The organism is Peptoniphilus olsenii, from assembly GCF_040545475.1.
GTDB lineage: Bacteria > Bacillota > Clostridia > Tissierellales > Peptoniphilaceae > Peptoniphilus_A > Peptoniphilus_A olsenii.
This window is the reverse complement of the sequence record NZ_JBEPMA010000004.1, coordinates 41912-65399: the sequence shown is the minus strand read 5'-3', so window position 1 is coordinate 65399 and position 23488 is coordinate 41912. Positions and strand designations below refer to the sequence as shown.

Annotated in this window: 24 protein-coding genes and 1 other RNA gene; 5 read left to right on the top strand and 20 right to left on the bottom strand. The window is 30.2% G+C overall.

Annotated features, from left to right (window positions below; all coding sequences use genetic code 11):
• Positions 1-13: 13 nt before the first annotated feature.
• The 3 genes from recR to dnaX are packed head-to-tail and all read right to left on the bottom strand — an operon-like array spanning position 14 to position 2638.
• Positions 14-613, bottom strand: coding sequence for a recombination mediator RecR (gene recR / locus ABID14_RS04695; protein ID WP_354367653.1), 600 nt, complete (start codon positions 611-613; stop codon positions 14-16).
• A gap of 5 nt (positions 614-618) precedes the next feature.
• Positions 619-960 (bottom strand): YbaB/EbfC family nucleoid-associated protein, encoded by a 342-nt coding sequence (locus ABID14_RS04690; protein ID WP_354367651.1) that lies wholly within the window; start codon positions 958-960, stop codon positions 619-621.
• 19 nt (positions 961-979) lie between these two features.
• Positions 980-2638 carry a DNA polymerase III subunit gamma/tau gene (gene dnaX / locus ABID14_RS04685; protein WP_354367649.1) on the bottom strand — a complete coding sequence of 553 codons (1659 nt, stop codon included), beginning with the start codon at positions 2636-2638 and terminating at the stop codon, positions 980-982.
• A 176-nt stretch (positions 2639-2814) separates the two neighbouring features.
• On the opposite strand from dnaX, the gene ABID14_RS04680 reads away from it, so the two are divergent.
• From ABID14_RS04680 to ABID14_RS04665, 4 genes are all read left to right on the top strand, one after another.
• Positions 2815-3090 carry a hypothetical protein gene (locus ABID14_RS04680; protein ID WP_354367647.1) on the top strand — a complete coding sequence of 92 codons (276 nt, stop codon included), beginning with the start codon at positions 2815-2817 and terminating at the stop codon, positions 3088-3090.
• Positions 3091-3219: 129 nt separating this feature from the next.
• Complete coding sequence (locus ABID14_RS04675) at positions 3220-4935, top strand: zinc ribbon domain-containing protein (protein WP_354367645.1); 1716 nt, start codon at positions 3220-3222, stop codon at positions 4933-4935.
• An 87-nt stretch (positions 4936-5022) separates the two neighbouring features.
• Entirely contained in the window at positions 5023-5592 is a 570-nt protein-coding gene (locus ABID14_RS04670) for a VOC family protein (RefSeq protein WP_354367643.1), read from the top strand.
• A 3-nt stretch (positions 5593-5595) separates the two neighbouring features.
• Entirely contained in the window at positions 5596-5838 is a 243-nt protein-coding gene (locus ABID14_RS04665) for a hypothetical protein (protein WP_354367641.1), read from the top strand.
• 37 nt (positions 5839-5875) lie between these two features.
• On the opposite strand, the gene ABID14_RS04660 is transcribed toward ABID14_RS04665, so the two are convergent.
• The 3 genes from ABID14_RS04660 to ABID14_RS04650 are packed head-to-tail and all read right to left on the bottom strand — an operon-like array spanning position 5876 to position 8090.
• The gene (locus tag ABID14_RS04660; protein WP_354367640.1) at positions 5876-6166 is read right to left on the bottom strand and encodes a hypothetical protein; all 291 of its coding nucleotides are present in this window, start codon (positions 6164-6166) and stop codon (positions 5876-5878) included.
• 52 nt (positions 6167-6218) lie between these two features.
• Positions 6219-7259 carry a s-methyl-5-thioribose-1-phosphate isomerase gene (locus tag ABID14_RS04655; protein ID WP_354367638.1) on the bottom strand — a complete coding sequence of 347 codons (1041 nt, stop codon included), beginning with the start codon at positions 7257-7259 and terminating at the stop codon, positions 6219-6221.
• A 6-nt stretch (positions 7260-7265) separates the two neighbouring features.
• Positions 7266-8090, bottom strand: a complete 825-nt coding sequence (locus ABID14_RS04650) for a purine-nucleoside phosphorylase (RefSeq protein WP_354367636.1) — start codon at positions 8088-8090, stop codon at positions 7266-7268.
• A 106-nt stretch (positions 8091-8196) separates the two neighbouring features.
• On the opposite strand from ABID14_RS04650, the gene ABID14_RS04645 reads away from it, so the two are divergent.
• A complete protein-coding gene (locus ABID14_RS04645; protein WP_354367634.1) occupies positions 8197-8784 on the top strand; it encodes a class II aldolase/adducin family protein in 588 nt (195 codons plus the stop codon).
• Positions 8785-8831: 47 nt separating this feature from the next.
• On the opposite strand, the gene ABID14_RS04640 is transcribed toward ABID14_RS04645, so the two are convergent.
• From ABID14_RS04640 to ABID14_RS04575, 14 genes are all read right to left on the bottom strand, one after another.
• Complete coding sequence (locus ABID14_RS04640) at positions 8832-10490, bottom strand: carbon starvation CstA family protein (RefSeq protein ID WP_354367632.1); 1659 nt, start codon at positions 10488-10490, stop codon at positions 8832-8834.
• Positions 10491-10516: 26 nt separating this feature from the next.
• The gene (locus ABID14_RS04635; RefSeq protein WP_354367630.1) at positions 10517-11014 is read right to left on the bottom strand and encodes a DUF8052 family protein; all 498 of its coding nucleotides are present in this window, start codon (positions 11012-11014) and stop codon (positions 10517-10519) included.
• Positions 11015-11268: 254 nt separating this feature from the next.
• Positions 11269-11949: a GNAT family N-acetyltransferase gene (locus ABID14_RS04630; RefSeq protein WP_354367628.1), complete on the bottom strand. Its 681-nt coding sequence runs from the start codon at positions 11947-11949 to the stop codon at positions 11269-11271.
• Positions 11950-12027: 78 nt separating this feature from the next.
• Positions 12028-13149, bottom strand: coding sequence for a C40 family peptidase (locus ABID14_RS04625; RefSeq protein WP_354367626.1), 1122 nt, complete (start codon positions 13147-13149; stop codon positions 12028-12030).
• Positions 13150-13344: 195 nt separating this feature from the next.
• Positions 13345-13670: RNase P RNA component class A (rnpB, locus tag ABID14_RS04620), an RNA gene on the bottom strand.
• Positions 13671-13698: 28 nt separating this feature from the next.
• Positions 13699-14472, bottom strand: coding sequence for a Nif3-like dinuclear metal center hexameric protein (locus ABID14_RS04615; RefSeq protein WP_354367624.1), 774 nt, complete (start codon positions 14470-14472; stop codon positions 13699-13701).
• Complete coding sequence (locus ABID14_RS04610) at positions 14456-15145, bottom strand: tRNA (adenine(22)-N(1))-methyltransferase (protein ID WP_354367622.1); 690 nt, start codon at positions 15143-15145, stop codon at positions 14456-14458. Before ABID14_RS04610 ends, ABID14_RS04615 begins: the two co-directional genes overlap by 17 nt.
• Positions 15142-16254, bottom strand: coding sequence for an RNA polymerase sigma factor RpoD (gene rpoD / locus ABID14_RS04605; protein WP_354367620.1), 1113 nt, complete (start codon positions 16252-16254; stop codon positions 15142-15144). Before rpoD ends, ABID14_RS04610 begins: the two co-directional genes overlap by 4 nt.
• 1 nt (position 16255) lies before the next feature.
• Entirely contained in the window at positions 16256-18034 is a 1779-nt protein-coding gene (gene dnaG, locus ABID14_RS04600) for a DNA primase (RefSeq protein WP_354367618.1), read from the bottom strand.
• A 1-nt stretch (position 18035) separates the two neighbouring features.
• Positions 18036-19049 carry a deoxyguanosinetriphosphate triphosphohydrolase gene (locus tag ABID14_RS04595; RefSeq protein WP_354367616.1) on the bottom strand — a complete coding sequence of 338 codons (1014 nt, stop codon included), beginning with the start codon at positions 19047-19049 and terminating at the stop codon, positions 18036-18038.
• A gap of 2 nt (positions 19050-19051) precedes the next feature.
• Complete coding sequence (locus ABID14_RS04590) at positions 19052-19879, bottom strand: pyruvate, water dikinase regulatory protein (RefSeq protein ID WP_354367614.1); 828 nt, start codon at positions 19877-19879, stop codon at positions 19052-19054.
• A gap of 8 nt (positions 19880-19887) precedes the next feature.
• Positions 19888-20517: a transcriptional regulator CcpN gene (gene ccpN / locus ABID14_RS04585; protein WP_354367612.1), complete on the bottom strand. Its 630-nt coding sequence runs from the start codon at positions 20515-20517 to the stop codon at positions 19888-19890.
• Between the two features lie 14 nt (positions 20518-20531).
• Positions 20532-22604, bottom strand: a complete 2073-nt coding sequence (gene glyS, locus ABID14_RS04580) for a glycine--tRNA ligase subunit beta (RefSeq protein ID WP_354367610.1) — start codon at positions 22602-22604, stop codon at positions 20532-20534.
• On the bottom strand, positions 22597-23481 hold the full coding sequence (locus ABID14_RS04575) for a glycine--tRNA ligase subunit alpha (RefSeq protein ID WP_354367608.1): 885 nt from the start codon (positions 23479-23481) through the stop codon (positions 22597-22599). Before ABID14_RS04575 ends, glyS begins: the two co-directional genes overlap by 8 nt.
• Positions 23482-23488 lie beyond the last annotated feature (7 nt).

The following is a 23488-nucleotide window of genomic DNA, read 5'->3' as shown; positions in this document are numbered from 1 at the left end:
GCGAACCCAAAAATTAATTTAATTTTCTACGATTTTTCATTGCGGTAGATATAGTTAACTCATCATAAAATTCTAAATCTCCACCCACTGGGAGTCCATATCCAATTCTAGTAACTTCAACATTATATGGTTCCAAGAGATTTTTTAAATACATTGCAGTTGTATCACCATCTGTTGTAGGATTTGTCGCTATTATAACTTCTTTAACTTTGCCATCTTCTAATCTTCTCAAAAGCTCACGAACTTTCACATCGTCTGCTGTATAACCTTTCATTGGAGATATTACACCATGTAAAACATGATATTTTCCATTAAAACTCATAGATCTTTCCATAGCTTCTACATCCTTAGGATATTCTACAACACATATGACAGAATCATCTCTAGTTTTATTTTGACAAATGTCGCAAGGATCTTTATCACTAAAATTCATACATTCACTGCATTGAACAATATCTGTCTTTGCACGCACTATAGACTTTGCAAGCTCTTTAACATCGATATCTTCCATATCTATAATGTGATAAGCTAGCCGTTGGGCAGTTTTGGAACCAATGCCTGGAAGTTTATTAAGTTTTTTTATTAAGTCTTCTATAGGACCAGCTTTATCCATGATAATTATAGCCCTGGAATATTTAGTCCGCCAGTTAATTTGCCCATTTTTGATGACATCTTTTCTTCTGCACTTTTCATTGCCGAGTTAACTGCAGCTACAATTAAATCCTCAAGCATCTCTACATCATCAGGATCAACTGCTTCTTTATCTAGTTTTATTTTAATAAGTTCTTTATTTCCGTTTACTGTGGCCTCAACTGCTCCACCGCCAGAACTTTCAGTAATTTCTTGATTTGCTAAGTCTTCTTGCATCTCTTCCATTTGTTTTTGAAGCTTTTCTATTTGCTTCATCATATTGTTTCTGCCGCCTCCGCCAGGGAAGCCGCCAAATCCGCCTCTTGCCATATTTCCTCCTATATTTAGATTAAATTTCTTCTATATTATCTTTGCCAAATAAATCTTCTAATTTGTTATTTGCTTTTGTTTGCTTAAAAATAAATCTAGCTTCAATCCTAAAACCATATATAGCTTCGAAAACTTGAGCAATAACTTCTTTATTTTCGTCATTATTACACATCTTGTAGAACATAATATTTGTGTTTGAAAAATCAATTTCCAGCACATTGTTAGTAAAAGAAGTAGGAACTCCTTCTTTTAAATACGAAAACAAAGGAAGTTTTTTAACTTTAACTTCTTGTAATATATTTGGCCAATTTTTTTGTATATCTTCTATAGATACATCTTCTTTAATTATATCAGATTGAGTTCCTTTTTCAATATTTTGAGTTTCGCAATAATTTACTTTATCTTTATTATTTTCACCATGCGATTTGTCAAGTTGTGGTGTTTTAGTTTTTTCTTTTATTGTTGCATTTTCTTTAAATTCATTTGAATAAGCATTTTTATTGTTAAAAGCTTTACTACTTTCTTTTTTATCAATTGTAAAATTATTCGAATTTATTTTATTTTCAAGTTCTTCTATTCTAGAGATAATTTCCTTTTTCCCATATCTCATAGAAATTTTGATAACTGTCATCTCTACTAAAACTCTCTTATTTTCTGCATATCTCATATCCACACTTAAATTTGTGAGCAATTCTATAATCTCTAGTAAGTCACTCATTTCAATTTTATGCGATTGTAAGTCAAAGTCCTTTAAGTAAGTAGAGAAAACAATTTTTTCCGGCTGTCTCAAAGTTTTTACTAACATTAAATCTCTAAAATGGCCCAACAGTTGATTTATTAAAATAGAAAAATCAATACCCGCTCTTGCAATTTCATCAATTAATTCTAAACCCTTATTGTGGTCTTTATCTATTAAGGCGTCTGTAAGTTCAAAAATCAATTTATTAGATGAAATACCAAGTATCTTCATGGCATCTTCAACTTCAATTTTATCCTTATCAATAGTAAGAAGTTGATCAAGTACTGAAAGTGCATCACGCATGGCCCCGTCAGAACTTTTCGCCACCAAATTAAATACTTCATCATCACATATTTTATTTTCTAACTTAGTAATCTTTTTTAAATTGTCAACAATGTCTTCATTTGAAATCCTCTTGAAGCTAAATTTTTGAGCTCTTGACATTATAGTCGGTGGTATTTTTTCCAATTCTGTAGTAGCAAGTATAAAAATCAAATGCGCAGGTGGTTCCTCTAATATTTTTAATAAAGCATTAAAAGCCCCTTTTGATAGCATATGGACTTCATCAATTATATATACTTTATATTTTAACTTGGTTGGTGGATATATAACTTTTTCTTTTAATTCTCTTATATCATCTACACCATTATTACTTGCTGCGTCCATTTCGACAACATCCATAGCTCTATCTTCAAGTATAGATTTACAATTTTCACATTCATTGCATGGGTTGCCGTCCTTAGGATTTAAACAATTTACTGCTCTAGCTAAAATTTTGGCAGCAGAAGTTTTTCCAGTACCTCGAGTTCCTGAAAAAATATAAGCATGATTAAGTTCATTGTTCTTTACTTGATTTTTTAATGAAGCTACTACTGCTTCTTGTCCGTACAACTCGTCAAAAGTTTTAGATCTATATTTTCTATAAAGTGCTTTATACATTTCCTCACCATCTTATATTATACATGACTTGTTAAAAATACATATAAAATATTTTTACAATTAGTATTATTTTTTATTCTATAAACTTTAACATCCCTTTCACAAAACTATCACAAGCATGGACTATCATATAGATAAATAAAGATCATATGAAGATCAATTTAGGAGGAAATAAAATGAAAAACTTAAAGAAAATTGCAAGTGTTGGACTTATCTCAGCTTTAATGCTAGGTATGGTAGCTTGCCAAGGTAAAGATGAAAAAGCAACTAACAATGCAGCTAACGCTGAAAAAAACGCTATTGAAGAACAAGCAGAAGCTAATAAAGCTAATGTAGAAGCTAACGCTGAAGAAGAAAAAGAAGAAGTTAACAACGCTGCTGAAACTGAAAAAGAAGAAGAAGCTACTAACAATGCTGCAGCTGAAAACACTACTGAAGAAACTGCAAAATAATTTAGCTTACTTTTAAGAGAAGTCCTTTAATGGGCTTCTTTTTTTATACAAAATACTCAAAATATTTTTACCTAGTAAAAACAATAATACTTTTATATGTTATAATATATTAATAAAAAGAAAGAAGGTGTGCCTTTGTATTGTCCAAATTGTGGAAATAAAGTTTCTGAAAATGACAATTTTTGTGCATCCTGTGGTAAAAACCTTAGGAATGTTCATATAAAAATTGAAAAAGACGATAATTATATTCCAGAGAATAAGACAAAATCATCGCAAGAAACTCGTGTTTTTAAACCAATATCCATAGATAAAATTGACACTACTGATGATATTAAGAATATAATAGCAGAAGTCGATAAAAGAATATCTAAAAATATTGCTGACTACGAAACAGGAAGTGCTGGCCTTTATTCTAATGAGGATGAAAACCATTTTAAAGAAAAATCTTCTGATCCGATTTCTAAACCAAAGACCAATTCAAGTGTTTCTCATTCAGATAAAAATATAAAAAATAAAAAATTAAATAATAATTATAAAAATACCGAAAAATCTTCTAAAGGGAATTTAGATAATTTTTCTGATAATTCTAATAATATAACAAAAGATAATCCTTCTGTTACTACTTATAATAAGTCAAAAGATAATTTTAATATAAGTCAAAAAGAACTTATTAAGAGAGTTCAAGAAGAACTAAAGAAATCTAATTATCAAGATAATATTGAAGATTCAGATAAAAAAGAAGCAACAGATTATACAGATTCTAATTCTTCAGAAAAAGATAAACCTAAAAAGTTTTCTTTAAAAGAAAAATGGAAATCTTTTATAAACGAAGATGATGACGAGTTTTCAATTTTTTCTTCAATTAATAACGAAGATGAAGATTCTAACAAGAAAAAGAATATTGAAGTTTCTAAATCTACAGATATTGAAACTAAAAGTTTTGAAAATACTTTAGAGACACCTAAAATCGATATCAAAGATTTAGAAAATTATGAAGCTAAAAAATATTCTTCAGATAAAATTGCTACTAGACCTAATTCTAAAGTAAAAGATAATATAAAGAATAATTTAGATTCGATGAAGTCTAAAAAAATATCAAAAGATAAGAAAGATTTTAAAGATTCTTCATTTAAATTATTTGACAAATTTAAAAATAAAAATCTATCATCTGATAAGAAAAGACTGTCACAAACTGTGGGCTCAGCTGAAGTTTTAAGTGATATTTCAAATAGAGAAAATATCAATAAAAAATCAAAAAACAGCGGAATTTTTAATCTATTATTGATAGCAACTGAAAAGCTTGGCATTCTAGATAAAAAATTATCTAACTATATTAAAGATATAGGAACACAAGAATCTAAAATAATATTAGCTATTGGTGCTGCGCTAACCGCAATTCAAGTTATCATTGGACAATTCGGTTTTAATTTTGCAATTATTATTTCAATTATTTTAAAACTAGCCTTTGATTATGTAGAATTTTATGTTCCTTTAAATATAGCAATTGACAGAGACGATATGTATGTATCTACCCAAGAGTTAAAAAAATCAGCCTTAATCAATTGGATAATTTGCAAGGTATTTTTATTTGTAGCATTTATCATCTCTCCTTTTGGAGGATTTTTCAAATATAATTTGTTATCTGCACTTACACCAATGCCTCTTGCTACAGTAATTTTGATTATACTTTCACTTTTAATTGCTCTTACACAGTTTAGAGATGAATTTGAAAATAGATCAAGTATTAATTTCGTAGGTTGGTATGCTCTTACATTTATTTTATTCGAATTGCTATTCAAGATGATATGGTTCTTAATTAATTTTATTTTTGTGACACTTTTATAGAGTTTTATGTTTAATTTAGTAGATAATGGGTACTACTCTTTTAAGTAAATCTTTTTCTTTGTTAATTTAAAATCATGGAGGTGTCATATGAAATTTAAAAAATTTAACTTACTAACATTTTTAATTATAGTTATTGTATTATGTTCAAATTTGGTTTTTGCTCAGTCCGATAGTTCTATATATTTTTTAGATCCAAATGGTAATGAATTTGAAGTTTCTGTTGAGGAATTAAATAAGGGTATAACTGTTTACTTCAATACAGAATCAGAAAAAGCTGATTTTATGTCTTACTCGCCTAGTGAGCATGAAATTTTAAGAAGAGCTATTGGAACAATGCACCTAGGTCTTAGATATAATAAAAATACAGAAAATGGCTTTTTATATTGGGATGTTAACCTCCCACAAATAAAAGGAGTAAGAGCTAATATTTCTTGTACTTCTGCAGGTTTTATGAATAAAAAAACTTTTTACAGTAATAGAATTGAAGATTTTGGTTATAATGGAGTTTATGATAGAATTGTTGGTTCTACAGACTATTTCCATATACCTTATTCAGAGAAAAATGTAACAGTTGCATTTAGAAATGCTTATGTCTATTCTGTGACAGGTGCTAGCAATATTCCTAGCCGTTCATCATTAGTTTCTTTAGACAATTAAAATATGAAGTTTTTACGAAAATTAATTTATAGATATAAATTAGAAAAGAAAATGAGAAAAGAATGCAAAGAAAAAGGATTTATTATAGGTTCCTGTTGGTATGATGACGAAGATGGTAAGAGAGTGTGTTTTTCTTACACTTGTGAGGAAAGTCTAATAAAAGCTAGATTACAAGATTTACATTTAAAATTTCAAGATGTACTTGGAATAATAATTTTAAAAATTACAAAGCAAAATGGAGAGTAAAAACTACTCTCCATTTTTATGTATTATCAACTAATTATTAAAGCAAATCAATTTGTTTTGCCACAAACACACCAATTATAAATAAGATACCAGCAATAATAAATGAATTTTTATATAACAACCTATTCATTCTAAAATTTAACTCTAAAGCTATTTTGATATCTTCATTTTCTAATTCTTCAATTTCTTTCTCAATTTCTTTTAACTTCTTTCTTTGATACATGTCATTAATCAAAAGACATACAAGAAGTCCATATAAAATTCTAAGACTAATATAATATCCCCCCTTTATTATCCAAATTATATTATATATCTTTTGAATTTTCAACAAATGCACCAAGTAGATTTATTATAAAAAAAATAATTGTAAATATTATAAATTAATAATAACTTTTATAACCACTTTCAAAATAGTTTCGTAAATTATTAGGCTCATAAATTCCTTTATCAGTCACAAATCCTGTTATCAATTCTGGTGGCGTGATGTCAAAAGATGGATAAATCGCCTTTACTCCTTTTGCAGTATGATCTCCCAGTACGAGTGAAGGCTCTCTCAATTCGATAACTATATCATCTTTTGTAAATTTTTCTTTATCAGGCATACCAGTTACATAGTAAGGCACTTGAAATCTGTCTGCCACGATAGCTATTTGATGGGTACCCACTTTATTTGCAACGTGTCCATCTAGTGTAATTGTATCAGTAGCAGATGTAAATAAATCTATTCCAATATTTTCCATGGTATAAGCCACCATATTATCAGTGATTATTGTAGTATCAAAACCCATTTCACTTATGCAAGTTGCAGTTAATCTCGCCCCTTGATAGTAGGGTCTTGTTTCGCAACAATAAAATTTTACTTTCTTATTTTGTTCTTTTAAAGTTCTTGTCATAGTGCCGATTATAGTTTCGCCAAAACATTGTGTTAAAACTTTTGCACCGTTGGTGATTTTATCGCATAAGTATTTTGCTACTTCATTCATAGCACTATATCTTCTATTTAAAGAATTTATTGCATCTTCAAATATTTTTCCTACAACATCTTCCCCGTTTTCTATTGCATTTTTTGCTGCTTTTATTGAACCTCTTGTAACCTGCTTAAGTCTTGTGGACGTTGTAGGCCTTGCAGTAGAGATAGTATGAGCGGCCTCTTCTAAAAATATAATTAAATCACTGTCACTAAGACTTCTGCCTTCATAAGCGGCCAGAGCCATACCCATACCTGCGGCAGTATATGGTCCTGCAGACTGTGTCACCATGTCAGTTATAGCTCGTGCTACTTCTCTGTGAGTTTTGCAAATTTCAAAACGTATCTCTTTAGGATACACTCTCCTGTCTAGTATTTTAACTTTACTATTTTCATACCATGCAACATTTTCATATTGCAACATGAAGGGCATATTATAATCTTGTCTTTCCATTTAATATCATAACTCCTCTACTACTTTAACTATTAAAGATTTTAATTTTGGGGATACATCCTTCGCCACTTCTTCGACTTCACTTCCATCCATATTTTTAATTCTATCTGAAGAATAATTAGTAGCAACTGAAATTGCAAGTACCTTTATATCACAATGAGCCGCAGTGAGAGTTTCTGTAATTGTAGACATACCTACTAAATCACCGCCCAAAAGTCTTATTGCTCTAATTTCTGATGGAGATTCAAAAAATGGGCCCACAGTAAAGAAATATACGCCTTCTTTTAATTCAATTCCCATTTCAAGAGCTAAATTTTGGGTCAATTTTCGCAAATTCTCATCGTACAAATTATCAATTGGATAAAATCTTTCTCCAAATTCATTTATATTATTTCCTCTAGTTGGGCTTACTCCTGCAAAATTTATATGATCTGTTATTAAACAAATATCTCCAGGATGGAAATTATAATTTATCGCACCAGATGCATTGGTAAGTATCAGAGTTTTTATTCTAAGTAGCTTTAATACATATACAGGAGTGGCAAGCTCACTGTATTCATATCCTTCATAATAATGAAATCTCTTAGTCATACAAATTATATATTTTCCAGATAATCTGCCAAAAATAAATTTACCGCCATTACTTTTGACTGTAGAAATTAAAAAATTCGGCACATCTTTATATTCAATTTCAATTTTATCTTCAATCTCATCTAAAAGTGTTTCAAGTCCTGTTCCAAGAATAATTGCTATTTCAGGTTTTATTTTTATTTTATCTAATATAAAATCTGCACTTTCTTGATAGTGTTCAAATTTTTTCTCTGCTATCATATCCTACCTCACAAAATTTAATATAATTTTAGTCTAACACAGCTTAATTAATTGTCAATTATTTGCTATATGTGATAAATTATATATTATAAATACGAGGTGTATAATGAATTATAGAAAATTATTGGTAGAATATGGAATAAAACTTCTTAATAAAAATTTAGTGGCTGGAACTAGTGGCAACTTAAGTATAAGAGGTGAAGACGAAGATAGCTTTTATATAACTCCAAGCGGTATTGATTATTTAAAAATGCGTGAGGAAGATATTGTCAAAATCAACTCAAAAGGTGAAAGTTCAAATATGAATACAAAACCTTCTTCAGAGTGGAGAATGCATATAGAGATTTATAAGAATTATCCTAATTACAACGCAGTAGTTCACACCCATTCAACTATTGCAACTGCATTTGCTGTATCCAATAAGAAAATTCCACTTATTTTAATAGAGATGATTCCGTTCTTAGGAGGCGAAATTGATGTAGCTCCTTATGCAAAAGCAGGTTCTAAACGGCTTGCCCAAAATATAATACCATTTCTTAAACATGCCAATTCCTGCTTAATGGCAAATCATGGAGTTGTATGTTGCGGAAAAGATTTGGAGAGTGCATTTTTATCCGCAGAATACGTAGAAGACGCTGCAAAAATCTATTATTATTCACTAAATATTGGAAACCCCAATATTATATCCATATAAAAAAGAGCCCTTGGGCTCTTTTTTGGTGGGATAAATTATAAATAATATTATTTTGTTTCTAGTCTGTTTTTATTCTTGTCGCTAAATAATACTTGGAAACCTACTTTCATAAGTACTAATGCAAGTATAAATAGTACTATTGGAAGAACTGTCATTATCCAGTTGCCTGCTCCACCCTCAAGTGTAGCTTTTCCAAAGTAGTTTTTAGTTTCTACTACAAGAGCAGTTAAAGTGGCTGCAAACATGAAAAACATTGGGAAAATAATCATCTTATAATTTCTATTTTCACCTTTTAGCCATCCTGCAACTGCAAGAAGAGCAAGTCCTGCCAATAGTTGGTTTGCAGATCCAAATATAGGCCAAATAAGTTTATAACCTTTAAGTGCAAAAGCAAAACCTACAACAACAGTGATAGTTGTTGATACCCATTTATTTGTAAGTGGAGATTGTTCACCAACTCCATCATTCTTTTCAAAGAATTCTTGGAATATAAATCTAGCAAGTCTTGTTGCTGTATCTAGTGAAGTAAGTGCAAATGCAGATACTGATAAAGTAACAAAAGTTAGACCATGTTCATAAGGAATACCAAATTTAGACATAAAGTCTGCAATACCCATTGAGAATAATACAGTCGGTCCTTTTTCTCCAAGTATTTCTCCATAATTCTCTTTTGTCAAATATGCTGCAGTTACAAGTGCAATTGCTGCAAGTGCACATTCTATTAACATACCACCGTAACCAATTAGCTTAGCATCACGTTCATTGTCAATTTGTTTAGAAGTCGTACCTGAGCCAACAAGTGAGTGGAATCCTGAAATAGCACCGCAAGCAACTGTAATGAATAATGTTGGGAATAATAATTTTACAGCACCATTGGCACTTTCAATTTTAAATCCAGAATATGCATCCATTTGGATTTCTGGTCTAGCAATTAAAATACCAAGAACCGCTCCAAGCATCATTGCATATAGTAGATATGAATTTAGATAATCTCTTGGTTGAAGTAGAATCCAAACTGGAGCCGTAGAAGCCACAAATGCATATATTCCTAAAAAAATAACCCAAGTTGTTGCAGAAAGTTGTATTGGGAAAAATTGTGCTACATAAATTGATACAAATAAGAAAATAACACCTATTACAGTAGCTATTCCTAAATTAACACCTTTTCTGTAAACAAAATATCCAAAAATAATTGCCTCTACCATAAATAATATTGAAGCAGTTGCTACAACAGGTGTTGATTCAAATGATTGAGCTACAATTGAACCAAAAGCTGCTACAACAAGAATAAGAGTCAACCAAGCAAAAGCTGAAAATAAAGTTTTACCTGTGCTACCCATATAGTCTTCAACAATCGTACCAACAGATTTACCATCATGTTTCATAGAAGCAGTTAAAGAACCATAATCGTGAACTCCTCCGAAGAAGATACCACCAATTATAATCCATAATAAAACTGGTACCCATCCAAAAACTGCTGCTTGAACTGGTCCATTAATAGGACCTGCTCCTGCAATTGAAGCAAAGTGGTGTCCCAATAAAACTTGTGGTTTAGCAGGTACAAAGTCTACTCCGTCTTCTTTTGTATGAGCAGGAGTTGGCTTACTTGAGTCTATTCCCCATTGATCAGCTAAATAATCACCATAAGTCTTATAAGCAATGAAAAATAAAATCATACTTATAAGTACCATACCTAAAGATAACATTTTTTACCTCCTTGTAAAATATAATATTAAATTTTGAAATAATCTCTACCATTTTTCCCCACCTTATTGTGGTAAAAATTATCTCTATTATTTATATCAACCAAATTCAGACCAATATTAACCCATCCTTTGAAGCCAAATAAAAAACTTTTATAATATTTATACTTTTTAATAAAATTTATTATTTCATCGCTAGGTTCTTCATTTGTAACAATAACTCCTCTAATGATGCTTGACATATGGTCATCATTGGGTTTGACAAAATTTGTGATATTTGTTTCCAAAAAATTTGTGAAATCCTTAACATATTCTAGTGTAATATTCTCAAAATACTTACAAAAAATATGTTCGAAAGCCTCTTGTGAATAAATCACTGATTTTTTGCTCAAAATATATCTATCATTTTTTTCAAAATATTTCGCATAAAGGTCAATACTTCCGTATTCTGAACTTAAACTTTCGTCCAAATCATAATAAATGCTTAAATTTTCTTTTAGTCTATTAAAATATAATTCCTTATCCATATTTCACCTTTCGCTTATTTAAATTAATTATCTCATTTAAAAAAATCTTTGTCAAATATCTAAATATAGAGGATTGAAAGTATTAAATATATACAAATTTTTACTATTATCTATTTTTTAATATCAATATGTATGTAAAAATGAATATTAATGATTAATTTTATAAGTTTTTTTTTAATTTTTTGCATTAGCTATATATGTAAATCTAATTTAAAATAAAAAACCTACTGCCGCAAGACAGTAGTCATAATAAATCATCTCAAAAATTTAACTTCTGCTTCTTTAAAAAGAATATATCCATCATCATCAGCAGATACACCATAGTAATTTTCATCTAAAGCTTTTCTCATATCATCAATATCTTCATGAAAAATCTTTCTTTCTCTTCCAGTGAAATTATATTCAACATCATCTGATTTATGAGTTATAAAACGATAGTATCCATCAGGATTCTCATCATCAGCATAAATCTTTTCTAATGCTATTACAGTATAACCACTGCCAATTGTATTTTTATAAGAAGGAGGATTCATAGGAGATACTGTTCCCATTCTATGTGTATATTTACTTCCTTCAAATTTTTCTATCATTATTTCACGAGTTTTATTTTGGAGTTGCATACCCCTGTAATCTTCTCTAACAACTACAGCATCATTTACAAGAACTTTGTCAAAAGGAATATCAAATTTCTTGACATATTTAGCAATATTAGAATCATCATCAGGAAGCTTAACACTTCTGTAGGCAATTAACTCATCACCATCAAAAACTCCTAAAAATGACCCTCCTAAATTTAGAATATTATGAAGTTCTTCTCTAGAATCTTCAGAAAATACATGTTTACTTTGTATTTTAGAGTTAACTTCATTGGTAAGTTTTAAAATATCATCAATGTCACCATAAGATAAAAATCTAAATTCTAAATTTTCTTTCATATTTTCCCTCCAATATTAAATTATTTTTTGTATAAAAAAACGTCGATGTAAATCATCGACGCCATTTATATAAATAAATTATAATACCCTTGTTGCATTAACATAAGTATTTTCGTAATAATCTTCAGATAATGAAGAAGTAATTACTTTACCTTGGCCAGATGAAGCATGAATGAATTTATCATTCCCTATATATATACCCACATGGCTTACTCCACTACCACCTGTATTGAAAAATACTAAGTCACCTTGTCTCAATTCACTTTTTGAAATTTGAGTTCCAACTTGAGATTGTTCTCTAGAAGATCTAGGAAGTTTAATTCCGAGTTCATTAACATAAATAGAATAAACAAGACCTGAACAATCATATCCTCCATTTCCAGTTGCACCATATACATATGTTGAACCTAATTTACTTTCTGCAGAAGAAAGTATTTTTGATGCAGTACCTGTTAAATTTGCAGCTGCAGTTGCCGTAGATGCGGGAGCAACAGATGCTTGTCTATTGTTCTCTAATTCTAATCTAACTATATTTTCTTTATTATTAACTTCTTTAAGATTTGTTTTTTCAATTGTCTTTCCAGAAACTATATTAAGACTTTCTGCAGAAACTTTATATTCTGAATTATTGTTGTCTTTTATTGTAAATTTACCTGATTCATAGTCAACAACATTTGCAGTTTCACCAGCTTTTAAATTTAATGATTTGCTGCCTGATTTTGCAACTGCATCTTTTTTAACTTTTACTTTTGTAATGTTATCTCTTTTATCAGAAATTTTCTTTATAGAATCTCTTGATACAAATCCAACTGTTCCATCATTGCATTTTACTTTTGCCTTATCTCCTTCTACAGAAATACCAACAGCATATTCGTCAATGAATAGATTTCTTATGATAAGACCATTCTCATCAAAAATTGGACTTGCATTCACAATTTGATAAGTAGGTACATCTAATTCTTTTACTAGAATTTTATCTTGTGGAACTGTAACTTTAGCTTTGCCTTTGGATACATAATATCCATCTTCTTTTTGTTCAATGATTTGAACTTCTTCTCCAACAGCAAACTCTATTTCATTTCCACTATATGTTTTTTGTACGTGTGCGTTAATAAATACTCCCGTATCTTTTAGCCCAAAAAGTGATACAGCACAAAGTGCCACTACACCTAGTGGGAACTTATTTCTTGAGGATTCCAATACTAACAACTCCTATACTATTTTTTCTAATACTCACTATTAAAATTATAATTTCTTCTCGTTAACTAAATATATAACAACCTCACAAATTGTTACTATTAAAGTATAACAAAATTGTTACAAAAAAACAACAAAAAGTTACAAAAAAGTTAAGATTTTTAACTTTTTTGTAACTTTTTGTTGTAAAAACATTAAAATATAAGCAAATCTATAAGCCGCGTTCTGTTTTGTTAACTATCTATCTCGGACTAAAGTCGCCATTAGTCTCTAGCAACCTACCTACCGGCAGATGCGAGCAGCATCTGTTTTTCCTATTCGGTTTTGCTCCAGATGGGGTTTACATAGCATTATTATCACTAATAATCTGGTGAGCTCTTACCTCGCCTTTCCAACCTTACCAATATGGCGGTATATTTCTGTTGCACTAGCCTTGGGGTCGCCCCCACTGGCCGTTAGCCAGCATCATCGCTCTGTGGAGCGCGGACTTTCCTCGCATATAGCGCAGTTAACTAATTTACTCACCTTTTAATTATAAACAAGTTCCAAGTATTAATCAAGTTCAAATGAAGAATTTTCGCAGATTTTCATATCTAGATTAGGAAATTCAATAAGGATACGATTTTTAATTTCTTCAAGTACAAATTTTTCAGAGTGAAAATGCCCTAAATCCACCACAATGAAGTCATTTTCGTAAGCCCATTGCCCTTCATGATACTTTACATCTCCTGTTAAATATACATCGGCAATATTTTTTGCATTATTTATAAAAAGAGAGCCAGCTCCTCCCATTAGTGCAACTTTCCTAATTTTTTTATATGGATTTTTCCCATATGACTTTGTATTTTTGATATTCAGCTCAGTAGAAATATTTTGTAAAAAATCTTTAAATTTCATAGGTTCTTTTAAAGTACCCACTAAGCCCATGGGTTTTTCTTCTTCAAAGGCTAAAATTTCTCTATCCTTTAACAAAAGTTTATTGAATAAACTATCATTTACTCCTCCTTGTGCAATATCCAAAGAAGTATGAGCAGAAAAAACAGAAATTTTATTCTCCAGAAGATTTATAATATTATCTCCAGAATAAGTGCCTTTAATTATATTTTTAATTTCACCAAAAAATAATGGATGATGCGTAATGATTAATTTTGAATTACTATCTATGGCTTCCTTTATTAATTTATCTGTAACATCCATTCCAATAATTATAGAATTTGTCATTTCTTCAAAGAATATCTGCTTACCAGAATTATCCCACGAAAGCTGATAACTATTTTTTGCCCAATTTTCCATAAAATCTACTATATCTTTAACTGGATATTGCATTTATAGCCTCCTCTAAATATTTTAAATTTAATTTCAATTCTTTTCGTCTTGCCAAAGCTCTTTGTCTATTTGCTATAAATTTATTTAGAATATCATCTAAAATTTCTTTTCTTTCTAATAAAAATTTATAATAAATTTGGTTCTTTCTATTGACAAGTATTTTTGAAATATATAGGTCCTTGTCGCTATATGAAACATTATTGCCAGTGTATTTCGCTAATAAAATTTCAAAGAATCTGTCATCTTCATATATAATATCTTCATCAAAAATTTCAAAAGAATTATCCATTAGTTCTCGCCTCAATATAGACGTTTTTTGCATAGGTTGTAATATAAGTTTTTTAGCATCTTGACAAACTTCTATCTGATTTTTTATAATTTCTGCAATTTGTATACCCCCAAGTCCTGCTATTATTATATTTTCACGCGGCTCTTTGACTATACCATTGCTCAAAATATTTTTTATATATTTTTCATTATTAAGCTCTTGTGTCAGTTGAATTGATTTGTTGAGGGAATTTTCAGAAATATCTGTCGCTATAATATCCTTTGATATATTATTTATGCATAAAAAATTGGGCACATAACCATGATCTGTGCCCACATCTATTACTGAAACTCCATTATCAATTAAATCAGCTATCCTTTTTAGTCTTTTAGATAATTTTATCATTCTAGATAGTCCTTTAATTTTTTTGAACGACTAGGATGGCGAAGTTTTCTTAGTGCTTTTGCCTCAATTTGTCTAATTCTTTCTCTGGTTACATCAAATTCTTTACCAACTTCTTCAAGTGTTCTAGCTCTTCCATCATCAAGTCCAAATCTTAATGTTAGTACTTTTTTCTCTCTATCAGTTAGAGTTTCTAACACTGTAGATAATTGTTCTTTTAGTAAAGTAAATGTTGCAGCATCTGATGGTGATAGAATTTCATCATCAGGGATAAAATCGCCTAAGTGAGAATCTTCTTCTTCTCCTATTGGTGTTTCAAGAGAAACAGGTTCTTGGGCAATTTTTTGAATTTCTCTAACTCTTTCAACATCTAAATTCATCTCCTTAGCAATTTCTTCAGGTATAGGGTCTCGACCAAGTTCTTGAACAAGTTGTCTTTGTACTCTGACCAATTTATTAATAGTTTCTACCATGTGAACAGGAATTCTAATTGTTCTGGCTTGATCTGCAATGGCTCTTGTTATTGCTTGGCGTATCCACCAAGTAGCATAAGTAGAGAATTTAAATCCTTTAGTATAATCAAATTTATCAACTGCCTTCATTAGACCTAAATTTCCTTCTTGTATCAAATCGAGGAAACTCATGCCACGCCCTACATACCTTTTCGCAATAGAAACCACTAGCCTTAGATTTGCTTCTGCTAATTCTTTTTTTGCAAAAGGATCTCCTGCTTCCATTCTTTTGGCAATTTCAACTTCCTCATCAGCGGTTAATAGTGAAATCTTTCCTATTTCCTTTAAATACATTCTCACAGGGTCATCTACAGTTATCCCTTTTGGTACAGATAAATCTTCTTTTGTCACATCGACTTCATCATCATCGTCGTCTTTATCACCTTTTACAGAAACTAATTCAATATCTTGATTTTCAAATTCTTTATAGATAGAATCTATTTCTTCAGAGTCTATTTCAAAACTCTCAAGAGCATCACCTATTTCATCATAAGTCAGCTTATTCTTTTCTTTACCTTTTTTTAATAATTCATTTATCACAGATTCTTTCGATTTTTCTATTTTTTTACCTTTATCAGTCTTTTTTGGTTTTTCACTCATTTTAATCCTCCTTTGACTCACTTAGCTTTATATTAATCTCTTGTAAATTAATTAAAGCTTCGCGTAAGAGATTTATATCGCCATCTCTTTGGAGAGTTTCAATTTCTTCCAAAATTTTTGACTTCTCCTTCTTTAAATAGTTTCTTCTTATAGAGCTTATTAGCTCTTCTATTATATTATCTTTAATTACTAAATTATTGCTAATATTCAATATTGTCCTCACATAATTATATGATACAAGCTTTTTATTATACAAGTCTTGCAGAAAATCTTTTAATTCTAGCTCTTCATCAAAAAATCTAAAGCTTTCTTCAAAAGTAATTCTGCATTCTAAATCAGTAAAATATTGAATATCTATTTTTTCTTTTATTGTTTTTAATATATCTATATCTGAAAGTGCATATGAAATTAATTCTTCTTGTGCTTTTTTACCACCGTCAAATATTTTTTGAGTATTTTTTTTTGGAATTTTATTCTTTACTATATTTTTTTTCTTATTATTTCTATTGATATAATTAATATAATTATTCACTGCATTGTAAGAAATATTATATTTTTTACTAAATTCTTTTATATAAATGTCACGCTCTATTGGATTTTTCAAACCAGAAAGAATTTTTGCAGCTTCCATAGTGAAATTCGATAATCCCTGTGAATCATTCAAATTAAAATTAGTCTTTAACTTTTTTATTTTGAAATCAATATAACTAGTTGCATTTTTAATTTCTCTTAAAAATCTATCTTTTCCGTATTTTTTTATATAATCATCAGGGTCTAGCCCATCTTTTAATTCTATTATTTTGGGTCTAAGTGACTGAGATAGAAATATATCTATAGCACGCAATGTTGCATTTATACCAGCGTTGTCACTATCGTAACAAATATAAATATCTTGAGCCATCTTTCCTATTATACGTGCCTGCTCTTCTGTCAAAGATGTTCCAAGACTTGCTACACTATAATTAATACCACTATTATAAAGACTTATAACATCCATATAACCTTCAACAAGTATGATCTTCTCTCTAGTAGATTCTTTTGAAACAATATTTATATTAAATACATTTTTCCCCTTATTAAAAATAGGGGTTTCTCTAGAATTTAAATATTTTGGCTTCGCATCACCTAAAGCTCTTGCACCAAAACCAATAACTTTATTATTTCTATTAATAATGGGATACATAATCCTATCACGAAATCTATCATAATAATTCCCATTTTTGCTCTTAGATATAAGATTTAGTTCCAATAATTCATCTTCGGTAAAACCCAAAGTCGTGAGATGATTTAATAAATCATCCCATGAATCTTTTGAATAGCCCAATCCATATTTGACTAAAGTTTTTTTAGTAAGAGATCTATTCTGTAAATAGAATTGAGCTTTAGTGGAGCTTTGTAAATTCTTTAAAAAATGCATTGCCGTTTCGCGATTAATTTCATACATTCTTTCGCGTTTATCACGTTCTTCTTTATTTTCGTCTTTATATTCTCTTAGTGCAATATTATATTTTTCTGCAAGAAACTCGACAGCCTCTCTAAAGCCTAAATTTTCTCTTTTCATTATGAAGGTAATAACATCTCCACCTTCACCACATCCAAAACACTTAAATATCCTTTTGGATGGCGAAACAGAAAAAGAAGGCGTCTTCTCAGAATGAAAAGGACACAAACCCATGTAATTTGCTCCTGATCTTTTTAGACTTACATATTCACCAATTAAATCAACAATATCTGCTCTTTCTCTAATTTCATCAAGCACTGCATCATCTATTATATACAAATCACATGCTCCAACCTTTCGGAATAAATATTTCTTTAATTTGTTTCATGGCATAAGTATCTGTCATTCCCGCTATATAATCCGATATAATATCTTCCTTGTCACAATTAGTTCCTTCATAAATTTTTAAATGATTATTAGGTATTCTAGTGATATCTTCAAGATAATAATTATATAATTCTGTCAAGAGTCTATCTATCTTATGATTTTCACTTTTTACGACAGCATCTAGATAAACTCTTTTAAACATATATTTTCTCAAGTCCATTGTCGCTTCATAAATATCATCTTCCATCTCAATAACTGGTTTTGAATAACTTTTTGAAATAATTGCATTAATCATTGTATTTATTCTCTGAGAAGATGAATGACCAAGAGTTTTTGTAAGTTCCTTAGGAAGAGAATTTCCTTCTATAATTCCTGCTCTTATAGCATCATCAATATCGTGATTAATATAAGCAATTCTATCAGCAAATTTAATAATTCTTCCTTCTAGTGTACTTGCAGTGTCTGTTCCAGAATGATTTAGTATGCCATCTCTTACCTCTTGTGATAAATTTAAACCTATCCTATTGTCATTTCGCTCTAAAAAATCTATAACCCTAAGTGACTGTTCATTATGTCTAAAACCTTTTGAACGAAGTTTATTAAGCACCGCTTCACCTGAATGACCAAAGGGAGTGTGCCCCAAATCGTGTCCAAGTGATATAGCCTCAACTAAATCTTCATTAAGACGAAGTGCTCTTGCTATAGTCCTTGCTATTTGACTAACTTCTAAAGTATGTGTGAGTCGTGTTCTAAAATGATCACCTTCTGGTGATATAAAAACTTGCGTCTTATGTTTAAGCCTTCTAAAACTTTTGGAGTGTATAATTCTGTCCCGGTCTCTTTGAAACACTGTACGCATATTACATTTTTCTTCAGGATACTTTCTTCCAATACTCTTATCTGCAAAAGTTGCAAACTCAAAATAAATTAAATGTTCAAGCTTTTCTCTTTCGACTCTCAAATTCATAATTACCTCGCAAAGTGTTCTTGATATCTTTCTATAATTAATTCAGCAGTTTCTTCAATTGCTTTATCTGAAACATCAATAACATAACAACCTAAATCATCCATAACTTGACGCGAATAGTCTAATTCTTCCTTTATCCTATCATAATTAGCATATTTAGCACCCGACTCTAGGCCTAATGATTTAAGTCTTTGTTCTCTGATTGTAATTATTTTATCTGGATTAGCAATAAGCCCCACTACTCTATTTACGTCTTTTTCGTAAACTTCTTTTGGTACTGGCACTTCAGGAACTAGAGGTATATTTGCTACTTTATACAACTTATTTGCTAAATACATTGAAAGCGGCGTTTTAGAAGTTCTAGATATACCTACTAGACAAATATCTGCCTTCCTGGCACCTCTTGGATCTTTTCCATCATCATATTTAACTGCAAATTCCACGCACTCAACTTTTTTAAAATAGTTCTCATCAAGACGTCTTATAAGGCCAGGCTCCCTTAGAGGTTCATAACCTAAAATATCTTCTATTTGTCTCATTGGTTCGCCCATAACATCGACTACATGTAGTCCAAGTTCTTCTGATCTTTTCTCAATATAATCTCTTGTGTCTTTTACAACATTTGTATAAACTATAAGACTATTCTGAATTTTATAGGCTTCTTCCAAAAGTGGTTTTATTTGCTTTACACTATTATGATAAGGGTATCTTCTAATTTCAAAATTTTCCGATTCAAATTGTCTTACAGAACTCTTAGCTATCAGCTCACCTGTTTCCCCAATTGAGTCAGAAATTACAAATACTACTAAAGGATTATCTAACTCTCTCATTGTTCCCCCTAAATAATTTCTCCATCACAAATATCCACAAAAAGTCTTGTAACATTTGTTTTTGTAAAACGGCCAACTATTTTATAATCTATATCATTTTTTGTCTCAACTACTGGCAGTGAATCAACACCTCTAGTGATAATTAAACTAGCAGCTTCATATACACTATTTTCTTTATCAATATATACAAGATTTGGCATCCTACTCATAATTATAGATATGGGTGTTTTTTTGATGTCAGAATTGCCTAGAGTAAATCTTATTAAATCCTTCCTTGACACAATTCCAGCTAAAAAACCATCTTCAGTTACAAACATTGAAGAAATATCTTCCATGAATAAACCCACAACTACATCGTAAACTGATGTCTTTATATCTACCGAAAAAGGTAGTGACATATAATCTTTGACTTTCAATTTTTTGAAATCTTCAGTCAAAATGCTGAGCTCACTTTTCCCAGTATAAAAATATCCAACTTTAGGTCTTGCTCCTATTAGTCCTATCATCGTAAGCACGGATAAATCGGCTCTAATAGTAGCCCTAGACAGTCCTAAATTATCTGCAATCTCTTCTCCAGTAATTGGACCATTTGCTTTTACAATTTCTATTATTTCAGCCTGCCTATCGCTAATTTTCAACGTATCACCGAGCCTTACTGAACAATTTTTTCAATACTTAATATTCTTTGAATATCATTTTCTACAGAATTCAAAAGAGAAAGTCTGTTATTTTTAATATCTTCTTCTTTTGTCATTACCATTACATTTTCAAAATATTCATCAATATATTTAACTAGTGAATTTAGATTATCCATTGCTGAAGTGATTTCCATAGATTCTATATTATCACTTACTAATTCATGTACTTCTAAATATTGGTTATACAAATTTGTTTCAGCTTCGTCTTTAAAAAGAGATTTATCAACTTCTGTATTATCAAAATCTTTAGTCATATTATTAATTCTTACAAAAGAATCCACAAAGTTCGTTCTATCTTCTTTTTCAAACCAAGTATTTAGTTCTTGTGCCTTTTCAAATATTTCTAATATAATCTCATCATCTCTTAGAAGAGAGTCTATAATATCATATCTAATTCCCTCTTCATGAAGCATTGTTTTGATTCTTGCCAAGAAAAACTCATCAATTTTTTCAATTACTTCTTCATGATTAAAGGTTAAACCTAGCGTTTCAATATATTCATATAAGGAAGTAATTAGAATATCTTTTAAGTCAAATTTCCAGCCTGTTTTTCTAATAATATTGATAACTCCAATAGCCAATCTTCTAAGTTTAAAAGGATCTGCTGAACCTGTAGGAATTTCACCAATAGCAAAAAGGCCCGCAATTGTATCTAGTTTATCTGCAAGTGAAAATATAGAGCCTACAGTAGTATTTGGTAGTTCATCACCTGCAAATCTTGGCAAATATTGTTCCCGAATGGCAGTAGAAACAATATCTTTTTCGCCAGATTTTTTCGCATAAATTGAACCCATAACTCCTTGTAATTCTGTAAATTCAATTACCATTTTTGTTGTTAAATCTGCTTTAGAAAGATGTGCAACTCTCTCTATATCTTCAATTGCTTCATCTGCTACTAAAAGAGTCTTGCCAATTTTTTTAGATAAAGTAGCATTTCTTCTCTCTTTCTGCATCATAGTACCAAGTTCTTCATGAAACATAACGCCATTTAGATTTTCTACATAATCTTCAAGTGATTTAGATATATCATCTTCATAAAAGAACTTAGCGTCTTCAAGTCTTGCACCAAGTACTTTTTCATTTCCTGCTATTACTATATCTTTATAATCTTCATTACCATTTCTTATAGTAATAAAATAAGGAAGCAATTCTCCATTTGGTGCATACACAGGAATATATCTCAAATGGTCAATCATTGTCGTTGTTACAACTTCTTTTGGCAGAATCAAATATTCCTTTTTTATATCTCCTTTAATTGGTGTCGGATATTCTACTATATATGTTAATTCCTCTAAAAGTTCAGGGTTAGAATGAATTTCACCACCAAGAGATTTTGCAATTTTATTTGAACCAAATTTAATTGTTTCGCATCTGTCATCTTGATTTATAATTACATAATTATCTTTAAGAATTTTTTCGTAATTTTCTACTCTATCAACTACTACATTTGAAGAACCCAAGAATCTATGTCCATGAGTTTTGTTTGAAACTGGGATGTTTTCAAAATCAAATTCTACAATTTCATCATTAAATAAAGATACTATCCATCTTATTGGACGTGCAAATCTTATATTCTTGCCGCCCCATCTCATGTTTTTCGGAAAATTGATATTTTTAATTAAATCAGGAATTATATTTTTTAGTATTTCTGTTGTTTTAATACCACCTGAAGAAATATTCGCAAAAACATATTGTGTACCTTTAAATTCCTTTATAATTATGTCTTCTTGAGTTATTCCCTGCGACTTCATAAAACCTTCTAGAGGTTTAGTAGGATTGTTGTTTTCATCAAAAGCAATTTTTGCAGATGGCCCTTTAACTTCTTTTGTGCTATCTTCTTGTTTTTCTGCAATGTTTTTTACAATTAAACTAAGCCTTCTGGGTGTAGCATATACATACATTTTTTCAAAATCTATTTTATATTCGTTAAGAAGTTTTTCAGCCTTGCCTTTTAACTGTTCTATTGCCATACCGACAAATCTTGATGGTAACTCTTCAACCCCTATTTCTAATAAATAATTATTCATTATCTTCACCTCTTTTAAGTAAAGGATAACCCATTTCCTCTCTTTGGACTAGATACTGTTTAGCGACAAGTCGTGCTAAATTTCTCACACGCTGTATATAAGATGTTCTTTCTGAAACAGATAATGCCCCACGAGCATCTAGCATATTAAAAGCATGAGAACATTTTAAAGTATAATCATATGCGTCTAAAACAACTTCCTCTTCTATAATTCTTTGTGCCTCTTTTTCATACATGTCAAAGAGCTTTTTAAGCATATCAACATCAGCCATTTCAAAAGCATAAACTGAATGCTCATACTCATTTTGTCTAAAAACATCTCCATATGTTAAATTCTCATTGTATTTAATATCATAAACAGACTCTACATCTTGTAAATACATGGCAATTCTTTCTAGCCCATAAGTAAGCTCTGCACTTTCAAGATCTAAATTGACTCCACCCACTTGTTGAAAATAAGTAAATTGAGTGATTTCCATTCCATCTAACCAAACTTCCCAACCAAGTCCCCAAGCTCCAAGTGTTGGAGATTCCCAGTTGTCTTCAACAAATCGTATATCATGTTTTTTAGGGTCAATACCTATTGCAAAAAGCGAATCTAAATACATTTGTTGTACTTCTTCTGGCGATGGTTTTAATATTACTTGTAGTTGATGATGTTGATAAAGTCTATTGGGGTTTTCACCATATCTACCATCTGCAGGTCTTCTTGATGGCTCAACATAAACAACTTTCCATTCTTCAGGGCCAAGTGCCCTCAAGAAAGTTTGGGGATTCATTGTACCTGCTCCCTTTTCAATATCGTAAGGTTGCAATATAATTGCTCCTTTTTCTTTCCAATAATTTTCAAGTGTCAAAATTAAATCTTGGAAATACATTTTTTCC